Annotated in this window: 18 protein-coding genes, 3 tRNA genes and 1 pseudogene; 10 read left to right on the top strand and 12 right to left on the bottom strand. The window is 61.1% G+C overall.

Annotation, left to right across the window (positions count from 1 at the left end; all coding sequences use genetic code 11):
• Positions 1–413: 413 nt before the first annotated feature.
• The 3 genes from rho (at position 414) to FGQ67_RS06155 (ending at position 5,158) form a co-directional block, all read left to right on the top strand.
• Complete coding sequence (rho, locus tag FGQ67_RS06145; RefSeq protein WP_371740574.1) at positions 414–2,987, top strand: transcription termination factor Rho; 2,574 nt, start codon at positions 414–416, stop codon at positions 2,985–2,987.
• A gap of 313 nt (positions 2,988–3,300) precedes the next feature.
• Positions 3,301–4,701 (top strand): hypothetical protein, encoded by a 1,401-nt coding sequence (locus FGQ67_RS06150; protein WP_138340637.1) that lies wholly within the window; start codon positions 3,301–3,303, stop codon positions 4,699–4,701.
• A gap of 7 nt (positions 4,702–4,708) precedes the next feature.
• A complete protein-coding gene (locus FGQ67_RS06155; protein ID WP_138340639.1) occupies positions 4,709–5,158 on the top strand; it encodes a VanZ family protein in 450 nt (149 codons plus the stop codon).
• A 114-nt stretch (positions 5,159–5,272) separates the two neighbouring features.
• Here the strand turns inward: FGQ67_RS06155 and FGQ67_RS06160 are convergent, their stop codons facing one another.
• Both FGQ67_RS06160 and FGQ67_RS06165 read right to left on the bottom strand, forming a co-directional pair.
• Positions 5,273–6,163 (bottom strand): ROK family protein, encoded by an 891-nt coding sequence (locus FGQ67_RS06160; protein ID WP_138340641.1) that lies wholly within the window; start codon positions 6,161–6,163, stop codon positions 5,273–5,275.
• A gap of 141 nt (positions 6,164–6,304) precedes the next feature.
• A complete protein-coding gene (locus FGQ67_RS06165; RefSeq protein ID WP_138340643.1) occupies positions 6,305–7,486 on the bottom strand; it encodes a pyridoxal phosphate-dependent aminotransferase in 1,182 nt (393 codons plus the stop codon).
• Positions 7,487–7,652: 166 nt separating this feature from the next.
• Here FGQ67_RS06165 and FGQ67_RS06170 point away from each other — a divergent pair.
• The 3 genes from FGQ67_RS06170 to FGQ67_RS06180 all read left to right on the top strand — a co-directional run bounded on the left by FGQ67_RS06170 (position 7,653) and on the right by FGQ67_RS06180 (position 7,943).
• Positions 7,653–7,729: transfer RNA gene (locus FGQ67_RS06170), tRNA-His, on the top strand.
• A 22-nt stretch (positions 7,730–7,751) separates the two neighbouring features.
• Positions 7,752–7,827: transfer RNA gene (locus FGQ67_RS06175), tRNA-Lys, on the top strand.
• A gap of 43 nt (positions 7,828–7,870) precedes the next feature.
• Positions 7,871–7,943 (top strand) — tRNA-Lys (locus FGQ67_RS06180).
• Positions 7,944–8,207: 264 nt separating this feature from the next.
• On the opposite strand, the gene dinD is transcribed toward FGQ67_RS06180, so the two are convergent.
• The 4 genes from dinD to FGQ67_RS06200 form a co-directional block, all read right to left on the bottom strand.
• Positions 8,208–9,149: a DNA damage-inducible protein D gene (dinD, locus tag FGQ67_RS06185; protein ID WP_249934402.1), complete on the bottom strand. Its 942-nt coding sequence runs from the start codon at positions 9,147–9,149 to the stop codon at positions 8,208–8,210.
• A gap of 80 nt (positions 9,150–9,229) precedes the next feature.
• Positions 9,230–10,756: an FAD-dependent oxidoreductase gene (locus tag FGQ67_RS06190; protein WP_138340645.1), complete on the bottom strand. Its 1,527-nt coding sequence runs from the start codon at positions 10,754–10,756 to the stop codon at positions 9,230–9,232.
• Between the two features lie 256 nt (positions 10,757–11,012).
• Positions 11,013–12,017: a GGGtGRT protein gene (locus FGQ67_RS06195; protein WP_117640944.1), complete on the bottom strand. Its 1,005-nt coding sequence runs from the start codon at positions 12,015–12,017 to the stop codon at positions 11,013–11,015.
• A gap of 18 nt (positions 12,018–12,035) precedes the next feature.
• The gene (locus FGQ67_RS06200; protein ID WP_006235554.1) at positions 12,036–12,770 is read right to left on the bottom strand and encodes an iron-sulfur cluster assembly scaffold protein; all 735 of its coding nucleotides are present in this window, start codon (positions 12,768–12,770) and stop codon (positions 12,036–12,038) included.
• 223 nt (positions 12,771–12,993) lie between these two features.
• Here FGQ67_RS06200 and FGQ67_RS06205 point away from each other — a divergent pair, with 223 nt between their 5' ends.
• Positions 12,994–13,983, top strand: a complete 990-nt coding sequence (locus tag FGQ67_RS06205; protein WP_138340647.1) for a transposase — start codon at positions 12,994–12,996, stop codon at positions 13,981–13,983.
• Positions 13,984–14,048: 65 nt separating this feature from the next.
• Here FGQ67_RS06205 and sufU read toward each other — a convergent pair whose 3' ends face one another.
• From sufU to sufC, 5 genes are read right to left on the bottom strand one after another with little or no spacing between them, the layout of a single operon-like run.
• On the bottom strand, positions 14,049–14,483 hold the full coding sequence (gene sufU / locus FGQ67_RS06210) for a Fe-S cluster assembly sulfur transfer protein SufU (RefSeq protein WP_138340649.1): 435 nt from the start codon (positions 14,481–14,483) through the stop codon (positions 14,049–14,051).
• Complete coding sequence (locus FGQ67_RS06215) at positions 14,476–15,801, bottom strand: aminotransferase class V-fold PLP-dependent enzyme (protein WP_212746015.1); 1,326 nt, start codon at positions 15,799–15,801, stop codon at positions 14,476–14,478. The genes sufU and FGQ67_RS06215 overlap by 8 nt, the downstream gene beginning before the upstream one ends.
• Positions 15,798–17,069 (bottom strand): SufB/SufD family protein, encoded by a 1,272-nt coding sequence (locus FGQ67_RS06220; protein WP_138340651.1) that lies wholly within the window; start codon positions 17,067–17,069, stop codon positions 15,798–15,800. The genes FGQ67_RS06215 and FGQ67_RS06220 overlap by 4 nt, the downstream gene beginning before the upstream one ends.
• Positions 17,069–18,481 carry a Fe-S cluster assembly protein SufB gene (gene sufB / locus FGQ67_RS06225; protein WP_117854891.1) on the bottom strand — a complete coding sequence of 471 codons (1,413 nt, stop codon included), beginning with the start codon at positions 18,479–18,481 and terminating at the stop codon, positions 17,069–17,071. Before sufB ends, FGQ67_RS06220 begins: the two co-directional genes overlap by 1 nt.
• A 12-nt stretch (positions 18,482–18,493) precedes the next feature.
• Positions 18,494–19,294 carry a Fe-S cluster assembly ATPase SufC gene (gene sufC / locus FGQ67_RS06230; protein WP_138340653.1) on the bottom strand — a complete coding sequence of 267 codons (801 nt, stop codon included), beginning with the start codon at positions 19,292–19,294 and terminating at the stop codon, positions 18,494–18,496.
• Positions 19,295–19,517: 223 nt separating this feature from the next.
• Here sufC and FGQ67_RS06235 point away from each other — a divergent pair, with 223 nt between their 5' ends.
• Genes FGQ67_RS06235 through FGQ67_RS06245 form a run of 3 tightly spaced genes read left to right on the top strand, consistent with a single transcriptional unit; the run spans position 19,518 to position 20,651 of the window.
• Complete coding sequence (locus FGQ67_RS06235; protein WP_138340655.1) at positions 19,518–19,949, top strand: RrF2 family transcriptional regulator; 432 nt, start codon at positions 19,518–19,520, stop codon at positions 19,947–19,949.
• An 8-nt stretch (positions 19,950–19,957) separates the two neighbouring features.
• Complete coding sequence (locus FGQ67_RS06240) at positions 19,958–20,245, top strand: nucleotidyltransferase family protein (RefSeq protein WP_055286556.1); 288 nt, start codon at positions 19,958–19,960, stop codon at positions 20,243–20,245.
• Entirely contained in the window at positions 20,232–20,651 is a 420-nt protein-coding gene (locus FGQ67_RS06245; protein WP_117746665.1) for an HI0074 family nucleotidyltransferase substrate-binding subunit, read from the top strand. The genes FGQ67_RS06240 and FGQ67_RS06245 overlap by 14 nt, the downstream gene beginning before the upstream one ends.
• A 250-nt stretch (positions 20,652–20,901) precedes the next feature.
• Here FGQ67_RS06245 and FGQ67_RS06250 read toward each other — a convergent pair.
• Positions 20,902–21,375, bottom strand: a pseudogene (locus FGQ67_RS06250) (IS30 family transposase); the annotation flags it as partial.

Here is a 21,375-nt window from a genome sequence, read left to right on the forward strand (position 1 = left end):
AAATACGAAACTATGTCGGTTTACTACGATGAATTGAGGTATTCCAACCACGCCGGCTTTTCGCTAAAAAGTGCAAGGCATCTACCTGCGGTTTTAGTTCAACAAGTTTCGGAGTGGTCGCGGTTGAGCGATTCATCGTAGTAAACCGCCATAGTTTTGGCGGAGGCAGTCAGATTTGTGGGTGTTAAACCAAAGAGTGTCCCTTTTGACTAGTCGTTTAAGAACGTCCCCAATGACTAAGTTGCAGGTGGCGGCGGTTGTGTTACACTAACGCTGCGTATATGACGCAAATATCTCGATACAGATCAATGATGTCCGTCGGTATTTGACGGAGCTAGACTGTTTAGCCGCCCTGAAGGTTTATGCAGGGAGCATGTGATCACAGGGCTTGAAAAGAAAGTTGAGCAAACACTGTGTCTGATCAACAGCAAGAAAACGAAATAACGACGACGCAGGCCGCTCCCGCTGTACCGGTTGCGTCGGACCAGGTTGCGGCGCCTGCGCAAGTCTCGGCTCCTGAGACGCCTAAGGCTGCTTCGACGCCTACGCCTGTAGCGGCTGAGAAGGCCGTGCCTGCAACTGGTGAGGAGGCTGCTCCGGCAAAGCCCAAGCGCATGCGCCGCACGGCCAAGCCTGCCGCTGACGGCGAGGAGGTCACCAAGCCCAAGCGCCGTACCACGCGGACGACGCGCGCCAAGCGCACCGTTGCAGCTGACTCCTCGGCGCCGATTTCCGATGAGGTCGCGCAGGCACGTGCGTTGGCGCAGATTAGCGAGGCTCAGGTGGTGCGCGCCCGCCGCCGTGCTGCCGAGCGCGAGGCCGCGGCTCTGACCGAGCTTGCAGCTCCGTCTGTGCCCGAGACCCCTGCCGCCACCGAGACCCCTGCCGCCGACCTGCCGACCGAGAAGCCGGCAACGCGCACACGCCGTCGCACGGCTGTTAAGGCCGAGCAGGTTGCTGAACAGGTAACCCCCGAGCTCACTGAGGCTTCGGTCCGTTCCACGGCAGGGGAGGGCGCATCGCCTGCTGAGCCCGCTGCGCCTGTCGAGGCCAGCGAAGTTCCCGTTGTCGATCCGGCTTTGCGCCCGCACCGTCGCGGTCGCAAGCCCAAGGCCTTCGTCGAGGCAGAGAAGGCCGCAGCCGCAGCCGCCGCCGCTCGGGATGCTGCGGCGACCGCCGAGTCTGCAACCGCTGCCGATGCACCCGTCCAGGATGCTACGACTTCCGAGGCCGCTCCCGCCGATGTCGAGCCCGCCGACGTCCGTCCTGGTCGCAGCCATCGTACTGCTGCTAAGCGCACGTCCAAGGCCAAGGCTGCCAAGAAGGGTGCGTCCGAGGATTCCGCCGAGACGACCGCCGATGCATCGACTGATGCCGCCGAGCCCCAAGACGTCGAACAGCCTGCGTCCGAGAAGCCCAAGCGCGGTCGTAAGAAGTCCGCTAAGGCCAAGGCGTCCGAGCAGCAGGCTGATGCCGAAGCGCAGATTGATTCCGGCGCCGAGGCCAATGACGCCGCTGCGGCCAATGCCGGCGCCGCCGCAACCGATGGCGCCGCGCCCGCCGAGGCCGAAGACGGCGCTCGCCCCAACCGTCGCCAGCACAAGCGCAACGAGGAGCGCAACGATCGCAAGGACGAGCGCAACAACGACCGTCGCAACCGTCAGCGCGATCGCAAACAGCGCAACAAGGAGCGCAACGCCGCCCCCACCGAGCCCACGCTTTCGCGTGAGGAGCTCGCTGCCATGAAGGTCGCCGAACTGCGCGAGAAGGCCAAGGAGTTCGAGATCGAGACGACCGGCAAGAAGAAAGCCGAGCTCGTCGAGGAGATCTACGTCACCGCCGCGAAGGCCGAGGGCTTCCGCGACATCAAGGGCATTCTGCAGATTCGCCCGGACAGCTCCGGCATCATCCACGCCCATGGCTACATGAAGTCCAACGACGACGCCTTCGTGCCCGCCTACCTCATCCGCTCCGCGCGCCTGCGCACGGGCGACGTCATCGAGGGCTCGCTGCGTCCTTCGCGCGGCGGCGACAAGCGCGCCGGCCTCGCCAAAATCACGACCGTCAACGGTCTGGATCCCGAGCAGATTCGCAACCGCCCCAAGTTCGGCGACCTCACCCCGGTCTATCCTAACGAGCCGCTGCGCATGGAGCACGGCAAGGACTCCATTACCGGTCGCGCCATCGACATCGTGTCGCCGATCGGCAAGGGTCAGCGTGGCCTGATCGTGTCCCCGCCCAAGGCCGGCAAGACCACGATCCTCAAGAAGATCTGCCAGTCTATCTCGATTAACAATCCCGAGGTGCACCTCATCTGCCTGCTCGTCGACGAGCGCCCCGAAGAGGTCACCGATATGCAGCGTTCCATCAAGGGCGAGGTTGTTGCGTCGACCTTCGATATGCCCGCCGAAAACCACACTCGCGTGGCAGAGCTCGTCATCGAGCGCGCCAAGCGCATCGTGGAGCTGGGCGGCGATGTCGTGGTGGTGCTCGACTCCATCACGCGTCTTGCCCGTGCCTACAACTTGGCGGCGCCCGCCTCAGGTCGCATCCTTTCGGGTGGCGTCGATTCGGCGGCACTGTATCCGCCCAAGCGCTTCCTGGGCGCAGCCCGCAATATCGAGAACGGTGGCTCGCTCACCATCCTGGCCTCTGCCCTCATCGACACCGGTTCCAAGATGGACGAGGTCATCTTTGAGGAGTTCAAGGGCACCGGCAACATGGAGCTCAAGCTCGACCGCGACCTGGCCGATCGCCGCATTTTCCCGGCCATCGACCCCGTTGCCTCGGGTACGCGCAACGAGGACCTGCTGGTCGACGAGCAGATGCGCCCGTTTGTCTTTGGTCTGCGTCGCATCCTCGCCGGCATGAACAATACCGAGCGCGCAGCCGCATCGTTTATCAAGGGTCTTAAGGGCACCAACACCAACCAGGAGTTCCTGGTGCGTTCGGCTAAAAAACACAGCGACTACGAGCAGACGTTCTAGGTTGTCATCCACGCGCAGCGATAGTCATCAATGCGATAAAGGGTCGGGGCTTTGAGCCTCGGCCCTTTTCCATATCGCCGCTCCGCGCTTATTTTTAACCATAAGAACGACGAGCAGCAGGTTTCCCGTTTCAATCCGACATCGTCGCTTGCAATCGACAGGGCGGTTTCGCATAATAGCTTTTAAGCTTCGCGACGGAAAACGCAGATGAATCGAACCATATACCGTTGCTTTGGGGCATAGCCCCGCTTCATCTTCTCTCGCGCAGCCAACTGAATGATGCGATTTGGGTGCTGGAAGATGGGGAGAGCTCATGGCTTCTTCTGATGCAACACAACGAGCAGTCCTTGCCGGACTTTCGTGCGGGATCGGCCTTGCCGCTCCCGTGGTTATGTATGCCGCGACGCTACCGTTTTCGTCGGTGAACGAGACGGTCGTGGCGGGTGCGGTTCCCTTCGCCGTGGGCGCGGTGGCGGGCGTGGGTATCTATGCCGCCTCGCTGGGTATCTCCGAGTACCGTGCGCAGCGTGAAGAGCGTCTGTTCCAGCCCGATGCCATGGGCGGTGCCGCCAATCTCAATCAGCATCAAAGCGAGTTCAAGACCGCCTCGATTCCAGCTCAGCAGCAGGATGCGACTCCTTACGCTGCGGTTTCTGCTTCTCAGGCTCAGCCGGAGCAGTCTACCTCGGCATTCCTTTCCGGCCTGACTGGTGCGTTCCAGCGCCGTCATGCCGATGATGGTGTCCCTACCATCGCTCGAGCTGCAGATGCTATGGACGAGGACGAGGCTTGGTCCATGATCGACAGTATGCTCGACGACGATTCGCCGGTGAGCTGCGACCCTGCACACTCGCGCGACGTCTATCAAGTCGCCATCGACGAGCTCACCAACGGCGGGCAGACAGGCTCCTTCAATCGTGACGACATCGCCGCCGCGGCGCGCGCCGTGTCGGGCTCCCAGGCCGCCCCTGCGGGCAGCACGGCGGCTTTCGTGGCACTCGTTGCCAACGCGGCAGCCAATAACGCCTACAACGCTACCTCGGGCGACGCGAACGCTTCTGTCGACAATTCGTACGTTGATGAAGCCATGGCCGCGGACGAGGAGGCCGTTGCCGCCCGCCGTGCCGCCGAAAGCTCGCTGTGGGGCGCTCCTGCCCGGCAGCAGGCGGCTGAGGCTGCGCCGTACAATGCAAACCTCGCCAGCATGCCTATCATCTCCGGTGCCGCGGACATCGATCTTGACGACCTCGATGAACCCGCAGCCATCACCGCATCTATTGAAGCCCAAGATCGCATCGACACCGGCGACCTTCCGGACGCCTCGCTCGAGGTTGATGTCCCCATGGCCGATTACTCGGGCCACGAGGACATGTGGGCCGCCGCCACCGCGATTCTGGATGAGATTGACGAGCCCGCTCCTGTTGCCGCCCCCGCTCCCGTCGCTGCCCCTCAGCCTGCTGCCCCCGCTTATGTCGGCCGTCACAGCGCTGTGTTTCCCGAGGATACCGCCCGTATCTCGCGCGAGAGCATTGAGCGAGCCGAGGCTATTGCCGCCGGCATTATGGAAAATCGTCGTCACGAGCGCGTCAATCAGATTCTCGAGGAAGAGATCGAGCGCCTGCAGTCCTCTACCGCCAAGCGTACGGGCCGTGCCTATCTGAGCGTTATCGAGGGCGGTACCGCCAGCTTCGCGCCGCTCCGCGCGGAGGCATAACTTCTGCATGGTTAAGATCAATCGAAAATGGGCGGTTGTAACCTGCCTGATGGCGCTCTTGATCTGGGGCAATTCGCTGGTTCCCGGCTCGGGGTCGGGCTCGCTGAGCCTGACGGTCATGGAAGCTATCCGCGGTTTCCTGCACGGCGTGGGACTTCCATATGAATGGGTGACCAACTTTGTTGTTCGCAAGTGCGCGCATTTTACCGAGTATATGGTGCTCGGCATCCTGGCAACGCACGCCTTTGATCTTGAGGGCCGGCGCACCTTTGACGTGCTGCTGCCCACGGCGGTGTTCCTGCTGCTGATTCCCTCGATCGACGAGACGATTCAGCTCTTTGTGCCGGGACGCGCCGGCATGATCACCGATGTGATGATCGACTGCTGTGGGGCGGCGACGGGCGTTGTGCTCCGATATCTCTTACGGTCGCTGATGTGCGCCAAAAAGGCCGCCTAGGACGTATCGTTTGGTCCTAGGCGGCCTTTTTTATTTGAGGGCTTATATGAAGCGTGGTGGCGTCGTTCCGTAGATCGGATTTGCCGGGCGCACCACGCCCTGTGGGTGCGTCTGCTACTGAAGCGCCTGTGCGCCCAGGGCCAGGCAGCCCATGATGCCCTGCTTGCCCTCGAGGCTGTTGTTGACGATGTAGTTATCGATGTCGTTGACCTCGGGCGTGACGATATAGCCGTTGAGCATCTCGGCGCACTTCTTGCGCGCGAGTGGCACGATGGGAGTGTGGTCGGCCACGCCGCCGCCGATGATAATCTTTTGCGGTGCGTAGCACAGCGTGTAGGTCATGAGCGCCTGTGCCAGATAGCCGGCGAGCAGGTCCATGGCCTCCGGGTCATCGGCCATGTCTCCGGCGCTCCTGCCATCCCAGCGCTTTTTGACGCCGGGACCTGCAATGAGGCCCTCGAGGCAGTTGTCGTGGAAGGGGCAGGCGCTGTGCTCGCCAATAGTGTCGCGCGGGTCGCGCGTGACCAGGATGTGGCCAGCCTCGGGATGCATCATGCCGTGCACGAGCTGGCCGCCCGAGAGCACGCCGGCGCCCACGCCGGTGCCGATGGTCAGATACACAACGTCAGTGAGGCCTTGGGCGCAACCAAAGGTGACCTCGCCCAGGCAGGCGACGTTGACGTCGGTGTCGTAGCCGCAGGGGACATTGAGCTCGTTTTGGATAGTGCCCAGCAGGTCAAAGTAGCGCCATGCCGTCTTAGGGGTCTCTAGGATCTTGCCGTACTGCGGCGAAGCGGGGTTGACCGCGGTGGGGCCAAAGGCGCCAATGCCCAGCGCAGCGATGCCCTTGTCGGCAAACCATGCGTTGACGGCCTCAACGGTCTCCTGCGGGGTCGTGGTCGCGATCTGCTCGCGCTCTAGGACCGTACCGTCTGCATAGCCCGTGGCGCAGACCATCTTGGTGCCACCGGCCTCGAGCGCTCCGATAAGCTGCTGCTCTGCCATAGTATTCCTCTCTCTGGGACGAGTTGCTCCGTGACTAAAGTATAGAGCTCTAAACCATTTAAGAAAGCGCTATAGAAAGAAGCCTCGCAACGCGGCGGGCGGTGCGAGGCTTCTTTGGTTGCTTTAGTTGCCGGGCCGTCCTTACCCGCGCGGCTTGATTTTATCACGTAGCGACTTGAGGTTCTCCAGCGCCGCGTTAAGCGTCTCGTCTCGCTTGGCAAAGTGGAAACGAATCAGATGGTTGACGGGCTCGCGGAAGAAGCTCGAGCCGGGCACGGCGCCCACACCCACTTTAGACGCGAGGTCCTCACAGAATTCGAGGTCGCTGTCATAGCCAAACTCAGAGATGTCCATCATGACGTAGTAGGCGCCCTGCGGCACGTTATGCTCAAGACCGATGCTGTCGAGTCCCTGGCAGAACAGGTCGCGCTTGGCGGTGTAGAGGTCGAGGACCTCATCGTAATAGCTGTCGTCGAAGTTGAGGGCGGTGACGACAGCTTCCTGCAGGGGAGCGGCGGCACCCACGGTGAGGAAGTCGTGGACCTTCTTGATGCGCTCGGTGATCTCGGCAGGGGCGATGGTGTAGCCCAGGCGCCAGCCGGTGATGGAGTAGGTCTTGGACAGCGAGCTGCAGCTGATGGTGCGCTCAAACATGCCGGGCAGCGTGGCCATATAGACGTGCTCGTGGGGCGCGTAGACGATGTGCTCGTATACCTCGTCTGTAATGCAGTAGGTGTCGTACTTTTTGCAGAGGTCGGCGATAAAGGTGAGCTCCTCGCGCGTAAAGACCTTGCCGCAGGGGTTGGAAGGGTTGCACAGGACGATGGCCTTGGGGTCGTTGTCGCGGAAGGCCGCCTCGAGTGTCTCGCGGTCAAAGTCGAATGAGGGTGGGTTGAGCGGCACGTAGATGGGCTCGGCACCCGAAAGGATCGTGTCGGCGCCGTAGTTCTCGTAGAACGGCGAGAAGATGACGACCTTGTCGCCGGGGTTGGTGACCGTCATCATGGCGGCCATCATGGCCTCGGTGGAGCCGCAAGTGACTACGATATTCTCGTTGGGGTTCACCGGCATGCCCATAAAGTGCTCCTGTTTGGCGGCGAGCGCCTCGCGCATGGCCTGGGAGCCCCAGGTGATGGAGTACTGGTGGTAAAGCGGCTTGGGGTCGGTGGCGATGGTGCCCAGACTATTGAGCAGCTGCGCCGGGGGATCGAAGTCGGGGAAGCCCTGCGACAGGTTGACGGCGCCATACTTGTTGGAGATGCGCGTCATACGGCGGATGACCGAATCGGTAAACGTTGCCGTGCGGTTGGAGAGTTCTTTCATGCCGGTCCTTTCGAGCATTTGCAGTGGGGCAAGTTTACTCCTATGAAACCGGTGGGATTTGCTCGAAATGGATCCGAAAAACTCTTTTCAAAATTCTTGAAAATTGGGGCTTGCATCGCGTGGCGTTCCTTGCAATAATAGTCGAGCGCGAAGCGCACAGGACACGGTGGGTGTAGCTCAGTTGGCTAGAGCGACGGGTTGTGGTCCCGTAGGTCGAGGGTTCGAGTCCCTTTACCCACCCCAGTTCTTGCTTCGTGTTGATATCGGGTCGTTAGCTCAGTTGGTAGAGCAGGGGACTCTTAATCCCAAGGTCCAGGGTTCGACCCCCTGACGGCCCACCACACGATATCTCCTCTAAAGTCCGCCACAACGGACTTTAGCTTTGGGTCGTTAGCTCAGTTGGTAGAGCAGGGGACTCTTAATCCCAAGGTCCAGGGTTCGACCCCCTGACGGCCCACCCAAAGATTGTTAAAGCGACTGGCTCAGGCTGGTCGCTTTTTTGTTGACCTCGTATGGGGTCGAACCCGTAAGGGCGCGGAGCTGAGGAAATACGTAAGCATTTACCAGCGTAGCGCGCAAGGCGCCTTGGCGCCGCAGCGGCCGCCTGCGCAGCAGGCTGACCCCCTGACGGCCCACCAAAGCATGTTAAAGAGACTGGCTTCGGCTGGTCGCTTTTTTGTTGACCTCGCATGGGGTCGAACCCGAAAGGGCACAGCCGCTTTCACAGATCGAGCCTACCCTGGGGATCGGTAAAACCGTCAGTACCCTCCTTGAGTTTCTTCTCGTCTGCCTTCACGCGACGCTCGAGCTTTTTTGTATCCTCGGCAGGCGGTAGGTTCTCGGGGACAATTCCGCGGTCGATAAGGCTGCCACGCACGCTTGTGTTGTTCTCGACGTGCTCTTGCTTGATCTGGTCCAAGCCGTACAGGTCGTGTTCCTCGGCGTTGAAGGCCGTCATCGAGTTCGTAAGGTCCTTTGCTTTGATGAGGACATCGGCTAACCTGTCCGCCAATGCCGCGCTCTTGGGTACGCCGAGCTGCTGCTTCATTTCCGCCGTGCTTCTGCCGCCGAATAACGCCTCATCGCCCTTCGACTTGATGATCGCGAATCCTTTGGAGTCCACGCCGCGTTTGAACGCAATACCCGAGAGCTGTTTCTCTGAATCGGATAGCGAGTGGCGCGCCTGCAAGCGCTGAATCTCTGCGAAGCGCTGCTCTATGAGCTCTTGGCGGCGCGTCTGCACGGCAAAGTATGCCTGGGCGAGCGCGATCTCTGGCTTGTTTGAATCTCCGTTCTGTGCGATTAAATAGCATGCATAGCGCGTAAGTTTGTAGTCTTTAACCGCGCGAGCGGCGACACCGGCAGTTACCATTTTCGTGGTGTCACGAAAATGGGAATCAACTGGAGTTTTGTTTGTTTCGCACGAGACTTTTGCCCTCTTAACAACTTCGGCGAAGTTCTCCCATCGAGTGTACCCCATGGGTTCCATTAAATCGCGTGCGAGCCAATACTCAACGCCGTCTTCCACATTGGCGTAGCAATCAAGTTTGACACGCCACTTCTCGATATCACTACTGTCCATATCTCCTCCTCGCTGGTCTATTCTCTGTGCGGGCTTTGCCCGCTCTGTATTCAGAATTAGAATACGCTGCCGTGCGGACACGAATGAGCCCCGAGCCACTTCGAGCTCACGGGGCCCATAGATATCGATTAGTTGTGTTCTGCTTTAGATAGGTGTCCAGTTTAATCCGCTCGATAGTGTGATCCGAGACTTTCGGTTCGCTTACGCATGGCTTTGACCATTTCCTGTGCTAGTTGAATCTGCGATTGCAGGCGGGCGAGGGCTGCGACTTCGCTGTCCTGGGCTTTCTGTGTGCTCAAGGTCGTTGCCTCTGTCTTCAAGCCCTCAAACTCGTGTAATGCCTCGGATAGGCCCGTCTCGGTGCGGTTGATCATGCAATAGGTGCTCATCGTGTGCTTAAGGCCGTGTGTCAGGCGTTCGGCATCTGTTGTGGCAATGCCGTAGTGGGGGAGGTCGATATCCGCCATCAGGGCTGTCTCAGGCTCTTGCTGCGCTGCAAGGGCTGCCGATGCGCCTGCGATGCGTCCGAATACGATGCCGTTGGCACTTGACAAGCCACCAATGCGGTCGGCGCCGTGCATGCCGCCTGTCGCCTCGCCGCAAGCGTAGAGGCCCTCAACGCCCGTGTGCGCAGTCTTATCGATCTTAATACCGCCGTTAGCGGCGTGGGCGTACATCGCAACGCGCATCTCGTCAGTCGGGGCGATGCCGTGCTCGTCTTGCAGCCAGTTGGCAAAGGTCTGCACAAACTCTGGGATATCCTCGCGGGGGAAGTCGTAGTGGAGTGCCAGACCTTCGGCACCTGCCTGATCGATGGCAAGATCGATGGCGCGGGAGGCCAAGCGTGACGTGAAGGGGCCATATCCGGAGCGCTGTTCAAGCAGATCGTCCAGCTTGTCGTCGGCGATATCGACCGGCTGGTAGAACTTGACGTAGCGCCAGGTCTTTTCGTTAAAGACAAGGTTGCGTTTGGGCTCGATGAAGCCCGGCATCATCTGCATGAACTCTATATTAGTGAGCGTTGCGCCGTGTGCCAGCGCGATGGCCTGTGAGGAGCTGAGCACGTCGGCTGAAGTGAGGCTTCGCTCGAACAGGCCACCCGTGCCGCCCGCAGCGATGATGGTGGCCTTGGCTGCCATAGGTACGAGATGCTTGTTTGTGCGGTCGTAGAGCGTGGCGCCGACAATCTTTCCGGGCGTGTCCTCAACAAGGTCGATAAGCTCATGGCGGGGGAGCAGACGAATGCCGAGCGACTCGATCCGGGCCGTCAGAGCGTCCTCAAGGGGCTTGCGGGTGAGGCCGCGCCACATGCGCATTTTGTGGTCAAAGCAGGGGATAAATTGCTTTTGCTGGGCGCTCTCGGCACTTTGCGGACGCTTGAGCTCAACGCCCAGGTCTTGCTCGAGCCATTCAATTGCTTGGGGAATGCCGTGGACAAACGTCTGGACAAGCTCGGGGTCGGCGACACCGCCGCCGACGGTCTGGATGGTGTCGATGAGGTCTTGTTCGTCGTCTTCGTCGATGGGGCCAATAAGGCCGAGGCCCCAGGTGCCCGGAAAGAAGCTCGATCCGCTCATAGTCTTGCCGGCGCTTGCCACAGTGACGGTTGCACCCGTGCGTGCCGCTTCGATGGCGGCGCAAAGGCCCGCAATGCCAGATCCAATTACCAGTACATCAGTCGATTCCATCGGATTCCTTTCTCGTCCGGCGCATTGTCGCACGGGTGATCGGCAATGGGGTCGCAAAGACTCGGCAAATCGGTAAAGGGCAAATATGGCAGGTGGGCGTCATGGACGCTCTGACGTTCCATCTCATCACATCTCGTATTTCGCCGCAACTGACATATCGGCATTAGCTACCCTGCGACAGCGCATACAAAAAGAGCCGCCACCTCGAAAGGTAGCGGCTCTAAAGCTCAACTATATGAGCATCGCGCGGGCGCGATTAGGCCTTGAGGGCCTCCTCGACGGCGACAGCGCAAGCGACGGTGGCACCGACCATGGGGTTGTTGCCCATGCCGATGAGACCCATCATGTCGACGTGCGCAGGCACGGAGGAAGAACCGGCGAACTGGGCGTCGGAGTGCATACGGCCCATGGTGTCGGTCATGCCGTAAGAGGCAGGGCCGGCGCCCATGTTGTCCGGGTGCAGGGTACGGCCAGTGCCGCCACCAGAAGCGACGGAGAAGTACTTCTTGCCAGCCTCGATGCGCTCCTTCTTGTAGGTGCCAGCGACGGGGTGCTGGAAGCGCGTGGGGTTGGTGGAGTTACCGGTGATCGAGATGTCGACGTTCTCGTGCCACATGATGGCAACGCCCTCGCGGACGTCGTCGGAGCCGTAGCAGTTAACGGCAGCGCGGGGACCGTCGGAGTAGGGGATGGTCTCGACGACCTTGAGCTCGCCCGTGTAGTAGTCGAACTGGGTCTTCACATAGGTGAAGCCGTTGATACGGGCGATGATCTGGGCGGCGTCCTTGCCCAGACCGTTGAGGATAACGCGCAGCGGCTTCTTGCGAGCCTTGTTGGCGTTCAGAGCCAGACCGATAGCGCCCTCAGCGGCAGCGAAGGACTCGTGGCCGGCCAGGAAGGCGAAGCACTCGGTGTCGTCGGAGAGCAGCATAGCGCCCAGGTTGCCGTGGCCCAGACCGACCTTGCGGTCCTCAGCGACGGAGCCGGGGACGGTGAAGGCCTGGATGCCCTCGCCGATGATGGCGGCAGCCTCAGAAGCGGACTTGGCGCCACGCTTGACAGCGAGAGCGCAACCGAGGGTGTAGGCCCACTCGGCGTTCTGGAAGGCGATGGACTGGGTGTTGTTGACGATCTCACGCGGGTTGAAGCCCTTGTCGGTGCAGATCTGCAGAGCTTCCTCGAGGGAGGCGATGCCGTTGTCGGCGAGGCACTTGTTGATCTTGTCAGCGCGGCGCTCGTAACCTTCGAACGTAACAGTCATAGTTATTTCCCTCCCTTTCTACTCGTGAACCGGGAACACGCTGGCGACGGAGTGAGTCTCCTCGTCGGTGCGCGGGTCGATGTACTTGGCAGCGTTCTCCCACTGACCATAGTGGCCCATAGCGCCAGCGATGGCCTCCTCGGGGGTCTTGCCGGCCTTGACGGCGTCGGTGAACTTGCCGAGGTTCAGGAACTCGAATGCGATGATCTCGTTCTTGTCGTTGAGAGCCATGCGGGTGACGTAGCCCTGAGCGAGCTCGAGGTAACGAGCGCCCTTGGCCTTGGTGCCGAACATGGTGCCGACCTGAGAGCGAAGGCCCTTGCCGAGGTCGTCGAGGGAAGCGCCCACGGGCAGGCCGCCCTCGGAGAACGCGGTCTGGCTGCGGCCGTAAACGATCTGCAGGAAGATCTCGCGCATAGCAACGTTGATGGCGTCGCAGACGAGGTCGGTGTTGAGGGCCTCGAGGATGGTCTTACCGGGAAGGATCTCGGAAGCCATGGCGGCAGAGTGGGTCATGCCCGAGCAGCCGATGGTCTCAACGAGGGCCTCCTCGATGATGCCGTCCTTGACGTTCAGCGTGAGCTTGCAGGCGCCCTGCTGAGGTGCGCACCAACCCACACCGTGCGTAAGACCGGAGATATCGGAAATCTCCTTAGCCTGGACCCACTTGCCCTCCTCGGGGATGGGTGCGGGGCCGTGGTATGCACCCTTGGCAACGGGGCACATGTTCTCCACTTCCTGTGAGTACTGCATGCCTCTCCTCTCTATCGTGTTGGCGTCCCGTCTGGGGGTCGTGGCTGGCGATTGCCGGGCGACCCTTCGAAAGGGACATGACATGCAGCCCCTATAATACCGCGAAATGCACGGAATATTCGGCGAACGGCTCAGTTTTCGTAGCGAGAAGTCCGGAAGTTTTAATTGAAACGGTTTAACTCTATGTTCTGTGGTCGTGAACTCCCGCAGAGGGGGTCCGTTTTTGGCAAGCTTTTGGTCAGCTCTTGTAAGCGTTGCAGGGGTTGACCTGTTGCAACGGTGCCGTTCGCCGCCTGTTTACTGCCTTTGGCCGCGCGAGTGTATTGTTTTGCGTGAATGTTTTGATGGCACGCTTCAATCGTGCTGTATTGGATGGCAAGCAGATCCCGGCGAAGGGAGCGCCATGCAGCGCGTTTGGAGAACGGTTACCGGCTTTTACCATGTCTGTGCCCGCGGTACGGGCAAGCAGCTCATCTTTGAGAGCGATGAAGACCGGTGGGAGTTTTTGGAACTGATGCGTGACTGCTGCCGGGAGGAGGGTGTGACGGTTATCGCCTGGTGCCTTATGGGCAATCACGTGCATTTGGTGCTTGCAGATTACGAGGACAGGATGAGCGCGGCAATGCACCGGCTGCTTTTGACGTACGCGCGGCGGTTCAATAAGCGCACGGGGCGCACAGGCCATCTGTTCCAAAACCGTTTTGACCGGCGCTCGCTCGATACCGATTGGCAGGTGATGGAGGCTATTCGCTCTGTACACGCCGATCCGCAGGAGGTGGGCGTTAGCCTAATCGAGCGTTATCCCTGGAGCAGCTTTGCGGAGCATTTGTGCGCTTACGACGGTGACGCGGCTGATGTCGCGAGGGGATTTTCCGATCCTTCTTGTGTGCTTGAGCTCTTTGGTTCTGCCGAGGGCTTTATTGCCTATTCGCTTTCGACGCCCGACGGCAGTGAACCAGCGCTGTGCGATATGAAAGAGACGGAGTGGGAACGCCATGCCTTTGCCGGCAAGTTGGCGAAGAGTCTCGGGGTTCCGCTCAACGGGGTTAAAACTGCACCGCCGGCGCAGCGCGATACCGTTATTGTTGGATTGAACAATGCCGGCTTTACGGTGCGCCAGATTGAGCGGTATACCGGGATTGGCAAAAGTACCGTCTCTCGTATCGTGCGCGCTTATGCGCGGGTGAAAGCACAGACTGAGCTCTCGGAATAGAAAATGGCCGAACCACTCTTGTCAAGCGATTCGGCCAACAAAAATCTTAAGATTTGGGACAAATACTACTGATTATTTTGTCCCGTGAGCATGCCGTCGAGGGTGCGCCAGGCGAGCTCGGCGCATTTGACGCGGGCGGGCATGTGCGAGATGTCCTGGAGCTGGGCGGCCTCATCCAGGTCTTCCAGATCCTCCTCGGAGAGCTGCTCGCCGCGGATCATGGCGAGGAAGAGCTCTGCCAGGCGGTGAGCTTCCTCGACGGTCTCGCCGGTGATGAGGTCGGCCATGATGTCGGCGCTGGCCTGGCTGATGGCGCAGCCATGACCGGTAAAGGAGGCCTCCTCGATCACGCCATTCTCGACACGCAGCTGCAAGGTGAGCTCGTCTCCGCAGCTGGGGTTGATACCGTCGTGCTCGTGCGTGGGAGCATCCATCTCGTACTTATAGTCGGGGTGCGAGTTGTGCTCCATAAACGTGGTGGAGGTGTACAGATTACCCATTGAACGTGCTCCAAACGTGATGCAGGCCGGCGATGAACTTGTCGATGTCGGCCTTGTCGTTGTAGAAGGCCACGCTGGCGCGGCAGCAGGCAAGGTTCTCGACGCCCAGCCAAGTGAGCAGCGGCTGCGCGCAGTGGTGGCCGGCGCGGATGCAGACGCCGTCCATGTCCATGATGCTCGCGACGTCGTGCGGGTGAATTCCCTTGACGTTAAAGCTCACAACGCCGTGGTGGTTGTCCCAGTAGATGGAACCGATGATTTGGACAAAGTCGAGCTGCATGAGCTCGCCCATCAGGTAGTGGACGAGTGCCTGCTCGCGGGCCTGGATGTTCTCGTAACCCACCGTGTTGACTAGGTAATTAAGGGCGGCGCCCGTGGCGAAGATGCCGGCGGCGTCCTGCGTGCCGGCCTCGAACTTCTCGGGGACGGGCGCCCAGACGGCGTCCTGCTCGGTGACCGAATCGATCATCTCGCCGCCGGTGAGCATGGGCGGCATGGCGTTCAGCAGGTCCATCTTGCCCCACAGCACGCCGATGCCCATGGGGCCCATGGCCTTGTGCGCGCTAAAGGCAAAGAAGTCGGCTCCCAGGTCGGCCACATCGACCGGCATGTGCGGCAGCGACTGTGCGCCGTCGACGACCAGATAGCCGCCGTACTTGTGCACAAGCTTGCCGAGGTTCTTGACCGGGTTCTCGACGCCCAGCACGTTAGAAACCTGACCCACGGCCAGAATCTTGGTCTTGGGACCAACCTTGGCAAGAACCTCCTCGGTGGTGAGCTGGCCGGTCTTGGTAGGGTAGAGGTAGACGAGCTTGGCGCCGGTCTCGCGGCAGACCTGCTGCCACGGAATCAGGTTGGAGTGGTGCTCCATGATGGTGATGACGACCTCGTCACCGGGCTCGAGCACCGTGGGTGCAAAGCTCTTGGCGACCAGGTTGAGCGACTCGCTCGTGTTGCGGGTGAAGACGACTTCGTTGGCCTGGGCGGCGCCGATGAGGTCGGCGATCTGCTGGCGGACCTTCGCGATGGCATCGGTGGCCTCGACGGACAGCGAGTACAGGCCGCGCAGGGGGTTGGCGTTCATACGCTGGTAGAAGTCGCGCTCGGCGTCGAGCACGCAGGCGGGGCGCTGCGCGGTGGCGGCGCTATCGAGGAAGGCGATCTCGGGGTGCTGCTGGAACAGCGGGAACTGGTCCTTGTAGGGGTTGGTCTCGATGTCCACGGTGGGCCAGCCGCGCGAAGCCTCGTCGCTGGCGTCGAGCTCCATGGGCTCGGGGGCAGTACAGGTGTCGCATTTAACGTGCTCGGTGTCGATCATGCGAGCTCCTCTTCAAAGTTGTCGATCAGGTTGTTGCCCAAGCGGACGACGGCTGCGCGGGTGCGCTCGTCGGTGGCGGAAAGCGCGGCGTCCTCCAGCTTGGCGCGAATGAACAGGTCCTCGGCGGCGTTTTGGTCAAGGCCGCGGCAGGCGAGATAGAACAGTTGCTCGTCGCGGACGTGGCCGATCGTGGCGCCGTGGTTGCCGGCGACGTCGTCCTCGTCGCAGAGAATGACGGGAACGGTCTTGTTGTCGACGCCCTTGTTGGCCAAAAGCACCGTCTCGCGCTCGGTGCCGGTTGCGCCCTTGCAGCCGTGCACGAGGTCGATGGTGCCACGGTAGACCTTCTTGGACGTGCCGGTCAGCACGCCGTTGGCGTCGATCTCGCACTCGGTCTTGCGGCCGCGGTGGCGCAGCTCGTAGTTAAAGTCGCGCACCTGCTCGCGGGCGCCCAAGTAATCAGTATCGATCGTCACCTTGGCGGTATCGCCCAGCAGGTCGCCGGCAAGGCCGGTGGCGCTGGCGCCAGCACCCAGGACGGTGTGCTGCACGTTGACGCGCGCGCCCTCGTCCAGGAACAGGCCGGTGTCGTCGAGCGCGATCCAGCTATCGTCGAGCGTCTGCGTGCAGGTCACGTTGACGGTGGCGTACTCGTGGGCGCACACGCGTAGCGCGGAGCCCACGACGCCTTGGCCGGCAACGGGGGAGTCCAGGGCTATGCGCAGGTCGAGCGTTGCCTGCGGACGGGCGACGACATCGATGGCGGCGATGGCCGCGGCAGCGTCGACGCCACTCACGCGCACTGTAACCGTGGCGTGCTTGTATGCGGGCACATCGATGACGACGCGCTTGGTGGCGTGGTCGGCCAGGTAGGTGTAGGTAGCCTCGCCCATGCCAGTCTCGAAGGCCTCGGCAGGGGAGAGCTCCTCCTCGAGCTTGATGGCGCCGGCCTGGTAGATGGAGGTGGCGGGCACGTCGAGCTCGGTCTCGGGCGTGATGCGGGCGCGGTCGGCGGCGTCGCCGGGGGCGGAGGCGCGGTGCTCGGGGAAGCGCTCGGCCATGGTGTCCATGGCGGCTTCGAACGCGTCTGCCACGCCAGTAAACTGCTCGTCCAAGCCCTCGACCTCAACGGCCTCGGTGGGAGCGGCGGCAAGCTCGTCAGAGAGCTCGAGCTTGGTCTGATTCATCTTCAGCCAGCCCCAAGTGGCGGCCGGCATCGCGTTGACCTGCTCAAGGGTGGTAGCAGCGGTGTTAGTGGTCTGTTTCATTATCCGATCGCTCCTTCCATCTCGAGCTTGATCAGGTTGTTCATCTCGACGGCGTACTCCAGCGGCAGCTCCTTGGAGACCGGGTTGGCAAAGCCGTTGACGATCATGGTACGGGCCTCTTCCTCCGAGATACCGCGGCTCATCAGGTAGAACACCTTGTCGTCGCCGATACGTCCGATGGTGGCCTCGTGGCCGATGTCGACGTTCTTGGCGCGGATGTCCATGGCTGGAATAGTGTCGGAGCGGCTTTGGTCGTCGAGCATCAGCGACTGGCAGCTCACGGTTGCCTTGGAGCCCTCGGCCTTAGGCGTGGCCACGATGGAGCTGCGGAAGGTCTGGATACCGCCGCTCTTAGAGATGCCCTTGGTCTCGACGGTTGCCGAGGTATCGGGTGCGTTGAGCACGACCTTGCAGCCGGTGTCGAGGTTTTGACCGGCGCCGGCAAAGGTGATGCCGGTAAAGCTCGAGCGGGCGCGGCGGCCGTTGAGCACGCTCATGGGGTAGAGGTAGCCCACGTGGCTGCCGAAGGAGCCGCTGATCCACTCGATGTCGCCGTCCTCGTCCACGCGCGCACGCTTGGTGTTGAGGTTGTACATGTTCTTGGACCAGTTCTCGATGGTCGAGTAGCGCAGGTGCGCACGCTTGCCCACAAAGAGCTCCACAGCGCCGGCGTGGAGGTTGGCCACGTTGTACTTGGGCGCGGAGCAACCCTCGATAAAGTGCAGGTCGGCATCGTCCTCGACGATGATGAGCGTGTGCTCAAACTGGCCGGCGCCCTTGGCGTTAAGGCGGAAGTAGCTCTGCAGCGGAAAATCGAGCTTGGTGCCCTTGGGAACGTAGACAAACGAGCCGCCCGACCACACGGCGCCGTGCAGGGCCGCAAACTTGTGGTCGGTGGGCGGGATGAGCGTCATGAATTTCTCGTGGATGAGCGGCTCCCACTGCGGATCGTGCAGGGCTTCCTCAATACCGGAGTAGACGATGCCCATCTTGGACGCCGTGTCCTGCATGTTGTGGTAGACCAGCTCGGAGTCGTACTGCGCGCCGACGCCCGCCAGGTAGCTGCGCTCGGCCTCGGGGATGCCCAAGCGCTCAAAGGTGTTCTTGATGTCGTCGGGCACCGACTCCCAGTCGTGCTTTTGGTCGGTGTTGGGCTTGACGTAGGTGACGATGTTGTCCATGTCCAGGCCCTCGATGGAGGGGCCCCACGTCGGGTCGGGAAAACGATTGAAGATCTCGAGGGACTTTAAGCGCAGGTCGAGCATCCACTGCGGCTCGTCCTTCTTGGCGCTGATCTCGCGCACGATGTCGGGCGTGATGCCGGCGTCGAGGCGCTCGAATCCCTCCTCGCCATAGGTGAAGTCGTAGAGGCTGCGGTCGATGTCCGCGACCTCGGTGCGGTTCTTGGTCATTGCGTCGCCCCTTTACGCCTGCTGCTCGGCAACGGCGGACTCGGCCTGGGCGCGCTGCTCGGCGGCCTCGCGCTCGAAGGTCTCAAAGCCGTTCTTGTCGATCCAGGGGATCAGCGAGGCGTCGTCCTCGCGTACGATGTGGCCCTTGACCATAACGTGGACGCGGTCGACATCCAGGTGCTCCAGGATACGCGTGTTGTGCGTGATGATGAGCATGGAGCCGTCGCAGCTCTTGCGGTAGGCGTCCATGCCGTGGCTGACGGTGGACAGGGCGTCGACGTCCAGGCCGGAGTCGGTTTCGTCCAGGATGGCGAGCTTGGGCTGCAGCAGCAGGAGCTGGAGCATCTCGACCTTCTTCTTCTCGCCGCCCGAGAAGCCCACGCCCAGCTCGCGGTTGAGGTAGGCGGTGTCCATGTTGAGCTCGGCCGCGAGCTCCTTGACGCGACGGCGGAACTCCTTGCCCTTCATCTCCAGGCCGGGGCGGCCGGCGATGCTGGCGCGCAAAAAGCTCGACAGCGGCACGCCCGGGATCTCGACCGGAGCCTGGAAGCTCAGGAACAGGCCGGCGCGCGAACGCTTGTCGGTGGTGAGCTCGGTGATGTCCTGGCCGTCAAAGACGATGCGGCCGTCGTTGACCGTGTAAACAGGGTCGCCCATGACCAGGTGGCCGAGGGTGGACTTGCCGGCGCCGTTGGGTCCCATCAGCACGTGGGTCTCGCCGGCGGCGACGTTAAGGTTGACGTTGTGGAGGATGGTCTTCTCGTCCACGGAGGCGGTCAGACCTTCGATGGAAAGCAGCGGATTTGCGCTCATGCTGTCCCTCTCTGTATATGGTGTACTCATAGGTGTACTAAACCCTAGGAATCTTCTCGGAATAAAGTTACTATGGGTTCGGCGTTAGTCAAGGGAAAACCCGACTAATCCACTCGACTTTTCAAATTCTGGGACAAAATAACCTGTTGTGTTTGTCCCACTTGCTTTAAATTTGGGACAACAAACCTGGTTATGTTGTCCCAGCAACGATGGGAGGGTAGGTATGCTCATTTCCTCTAAGGGCCGCTATGCCCTCCGACTGATGATCTATATCGCAGCGCTTGGTGATGCCGGGGGCAAGATCGCCCTGCGCGAGGTCGCCGACCGCGAGCATATCTCACAAAAGTATCTGGAGCAGCTGGTTCGTCCGCTTATGAAAGCGGGCCTGCTTAAGAGCGTACGCGGTAAGGGCGGCGGCTACATGATGGCCAAGGACCCGGCCGAGGTGCGCGCCGGCGACATCCTGCGTGCCGTCGAGGGCAGCACGGCTCCAGTGGCGTGCGACGGCATCGACAACAGCTGCACCCGTAGTGATCTGTGCTCAACGGTCAAGTTCTGGCGCGGTCTGGACGACGTAATCGAAAAGTACGTCGACGGCGTGACGTTGGCCGACCTAGCCGCCGTCCCCGAGATCAACTTTGACATTAAGCTGTAGGGGTGCAAATGGCATCTCTCGACAAGGTGTACAAGCAAATCGAAGTTTTTGCTCGGGAATGTGACGCCGAGAAGGTCGTGTTGTTTGGTTCTCGTGCTCGAGGCGACAACTTGCCCAAGAGCGATATTGACATCGCCGTAGCAGGTTGCCGGGATTTCGGCCGTTTCTCATATTTGATCGAGGAACATCTTGATACTCTTTTAGATGTAGATGTCGTCAATCTCGACGAGTCCCTATCGCAGCAATTGCTCGATGAGATTGCCAAGGATGGTGTGATTCTGTATGAAAAAATATGAGAACTTTGTTAGCGCCTTGGCGAATCTTGAGGATGCGCCCAATCAGGATCTCAACAATGATTTTGTTCAGAGTGGATTGATTAATAAGTTCAATCTTCAATTTGAACTGAGCTGGAAGCTCCTTAAGCGTCTGCTCGAGTATGAGGGCGCCACGCTTGCCGCGTCGGGGTCTCCTCGTGCCATCTTGAAGGAGTCCTACCGATTCTACGACTTTATTGATGAGGCAGCCTGGCTGGATATGCTCAGAGACCGCAATACGAACGTCCATATCTACGACAACAAGCTCGCTCAAGATTTGATTCAGCGCATCTTGAACGTCTATATTCCCGCTTTCTGTCAGTTGAGAGACGGGCTGACGAAACGTTACGGCGAGCTTCTGTTGGCGCCCGACGACCAGTTTGTCTAATTCCTTAAGATTTCGCGGAGGGTGGTTGATTTCCGATCTCAGCCGAACACATTGAGCAAATAGGCCATTCCCGCAGCTAGCCGAACGCCCCCGCGGCCCCTCCTGGGGTCCGGGGGCGGCATTTCCCCAGTTGAAGGAACGGTGGAGATGTGTTTCGATGGGTCCGGTGGCCATGCTCCGCCCGCCGCCCGGCGCCTCTTCCCAGACTCAGCCGGACGGTCGGTCCGTCTATTCCGTTTTCGCCCTTAGGCTAGGCCAGCGGGGCATCGCCCCTCTCTGCGCGCGCCCTCTCGATGAGGCCCGGCGTCAGGTCGAGTTCGCCGAGCGCCACGTCCCCCACGCCGTAGGCGTCCAGCAGCGCCGCCGCGTCCTCCCCGAGCATCGCCCTGAAGGCGCGGGCGGGCGTCGAGAAGCCGAGCGCGCCGCGGGGCTCGGAGTTCGCGTGCGACATGGCCAGCGCCAGGTCCGCCGGGGCGAGCCGGTCGAACCTGAGCCCGGTGCCCTTGGGCAGCAGCTTCCTTATCTCGACGTGGTTTCGCTCGCAGGCGCCCTTCTGGTCGCTGCGGCGCGGGTCGCAGTAGAACAGCCTCGTCTCGCCGGGCCCCTCGCCGAGCAGCGCCGCGATCGCCGCCTCGTCGGAGAACTCCGCGCCGTTGTCGGTGAGCACGGCGCGGAAGACCCTCCCCATGCCGTCGGCGCCCAGCACCGAGCGCACGCCCTCCAG

The sequence above is a fragment of the Collinsella aerofaciens genome, from assembly GCF_005845035.1.
Taxonomy (GTDB): domain Bacteria; phylum Actinomycetota; class Coriobacteriia; order Coriobacteriales; family Coriobacteriaceae; genus Collinsella; species Collinsella aerofaciens_I.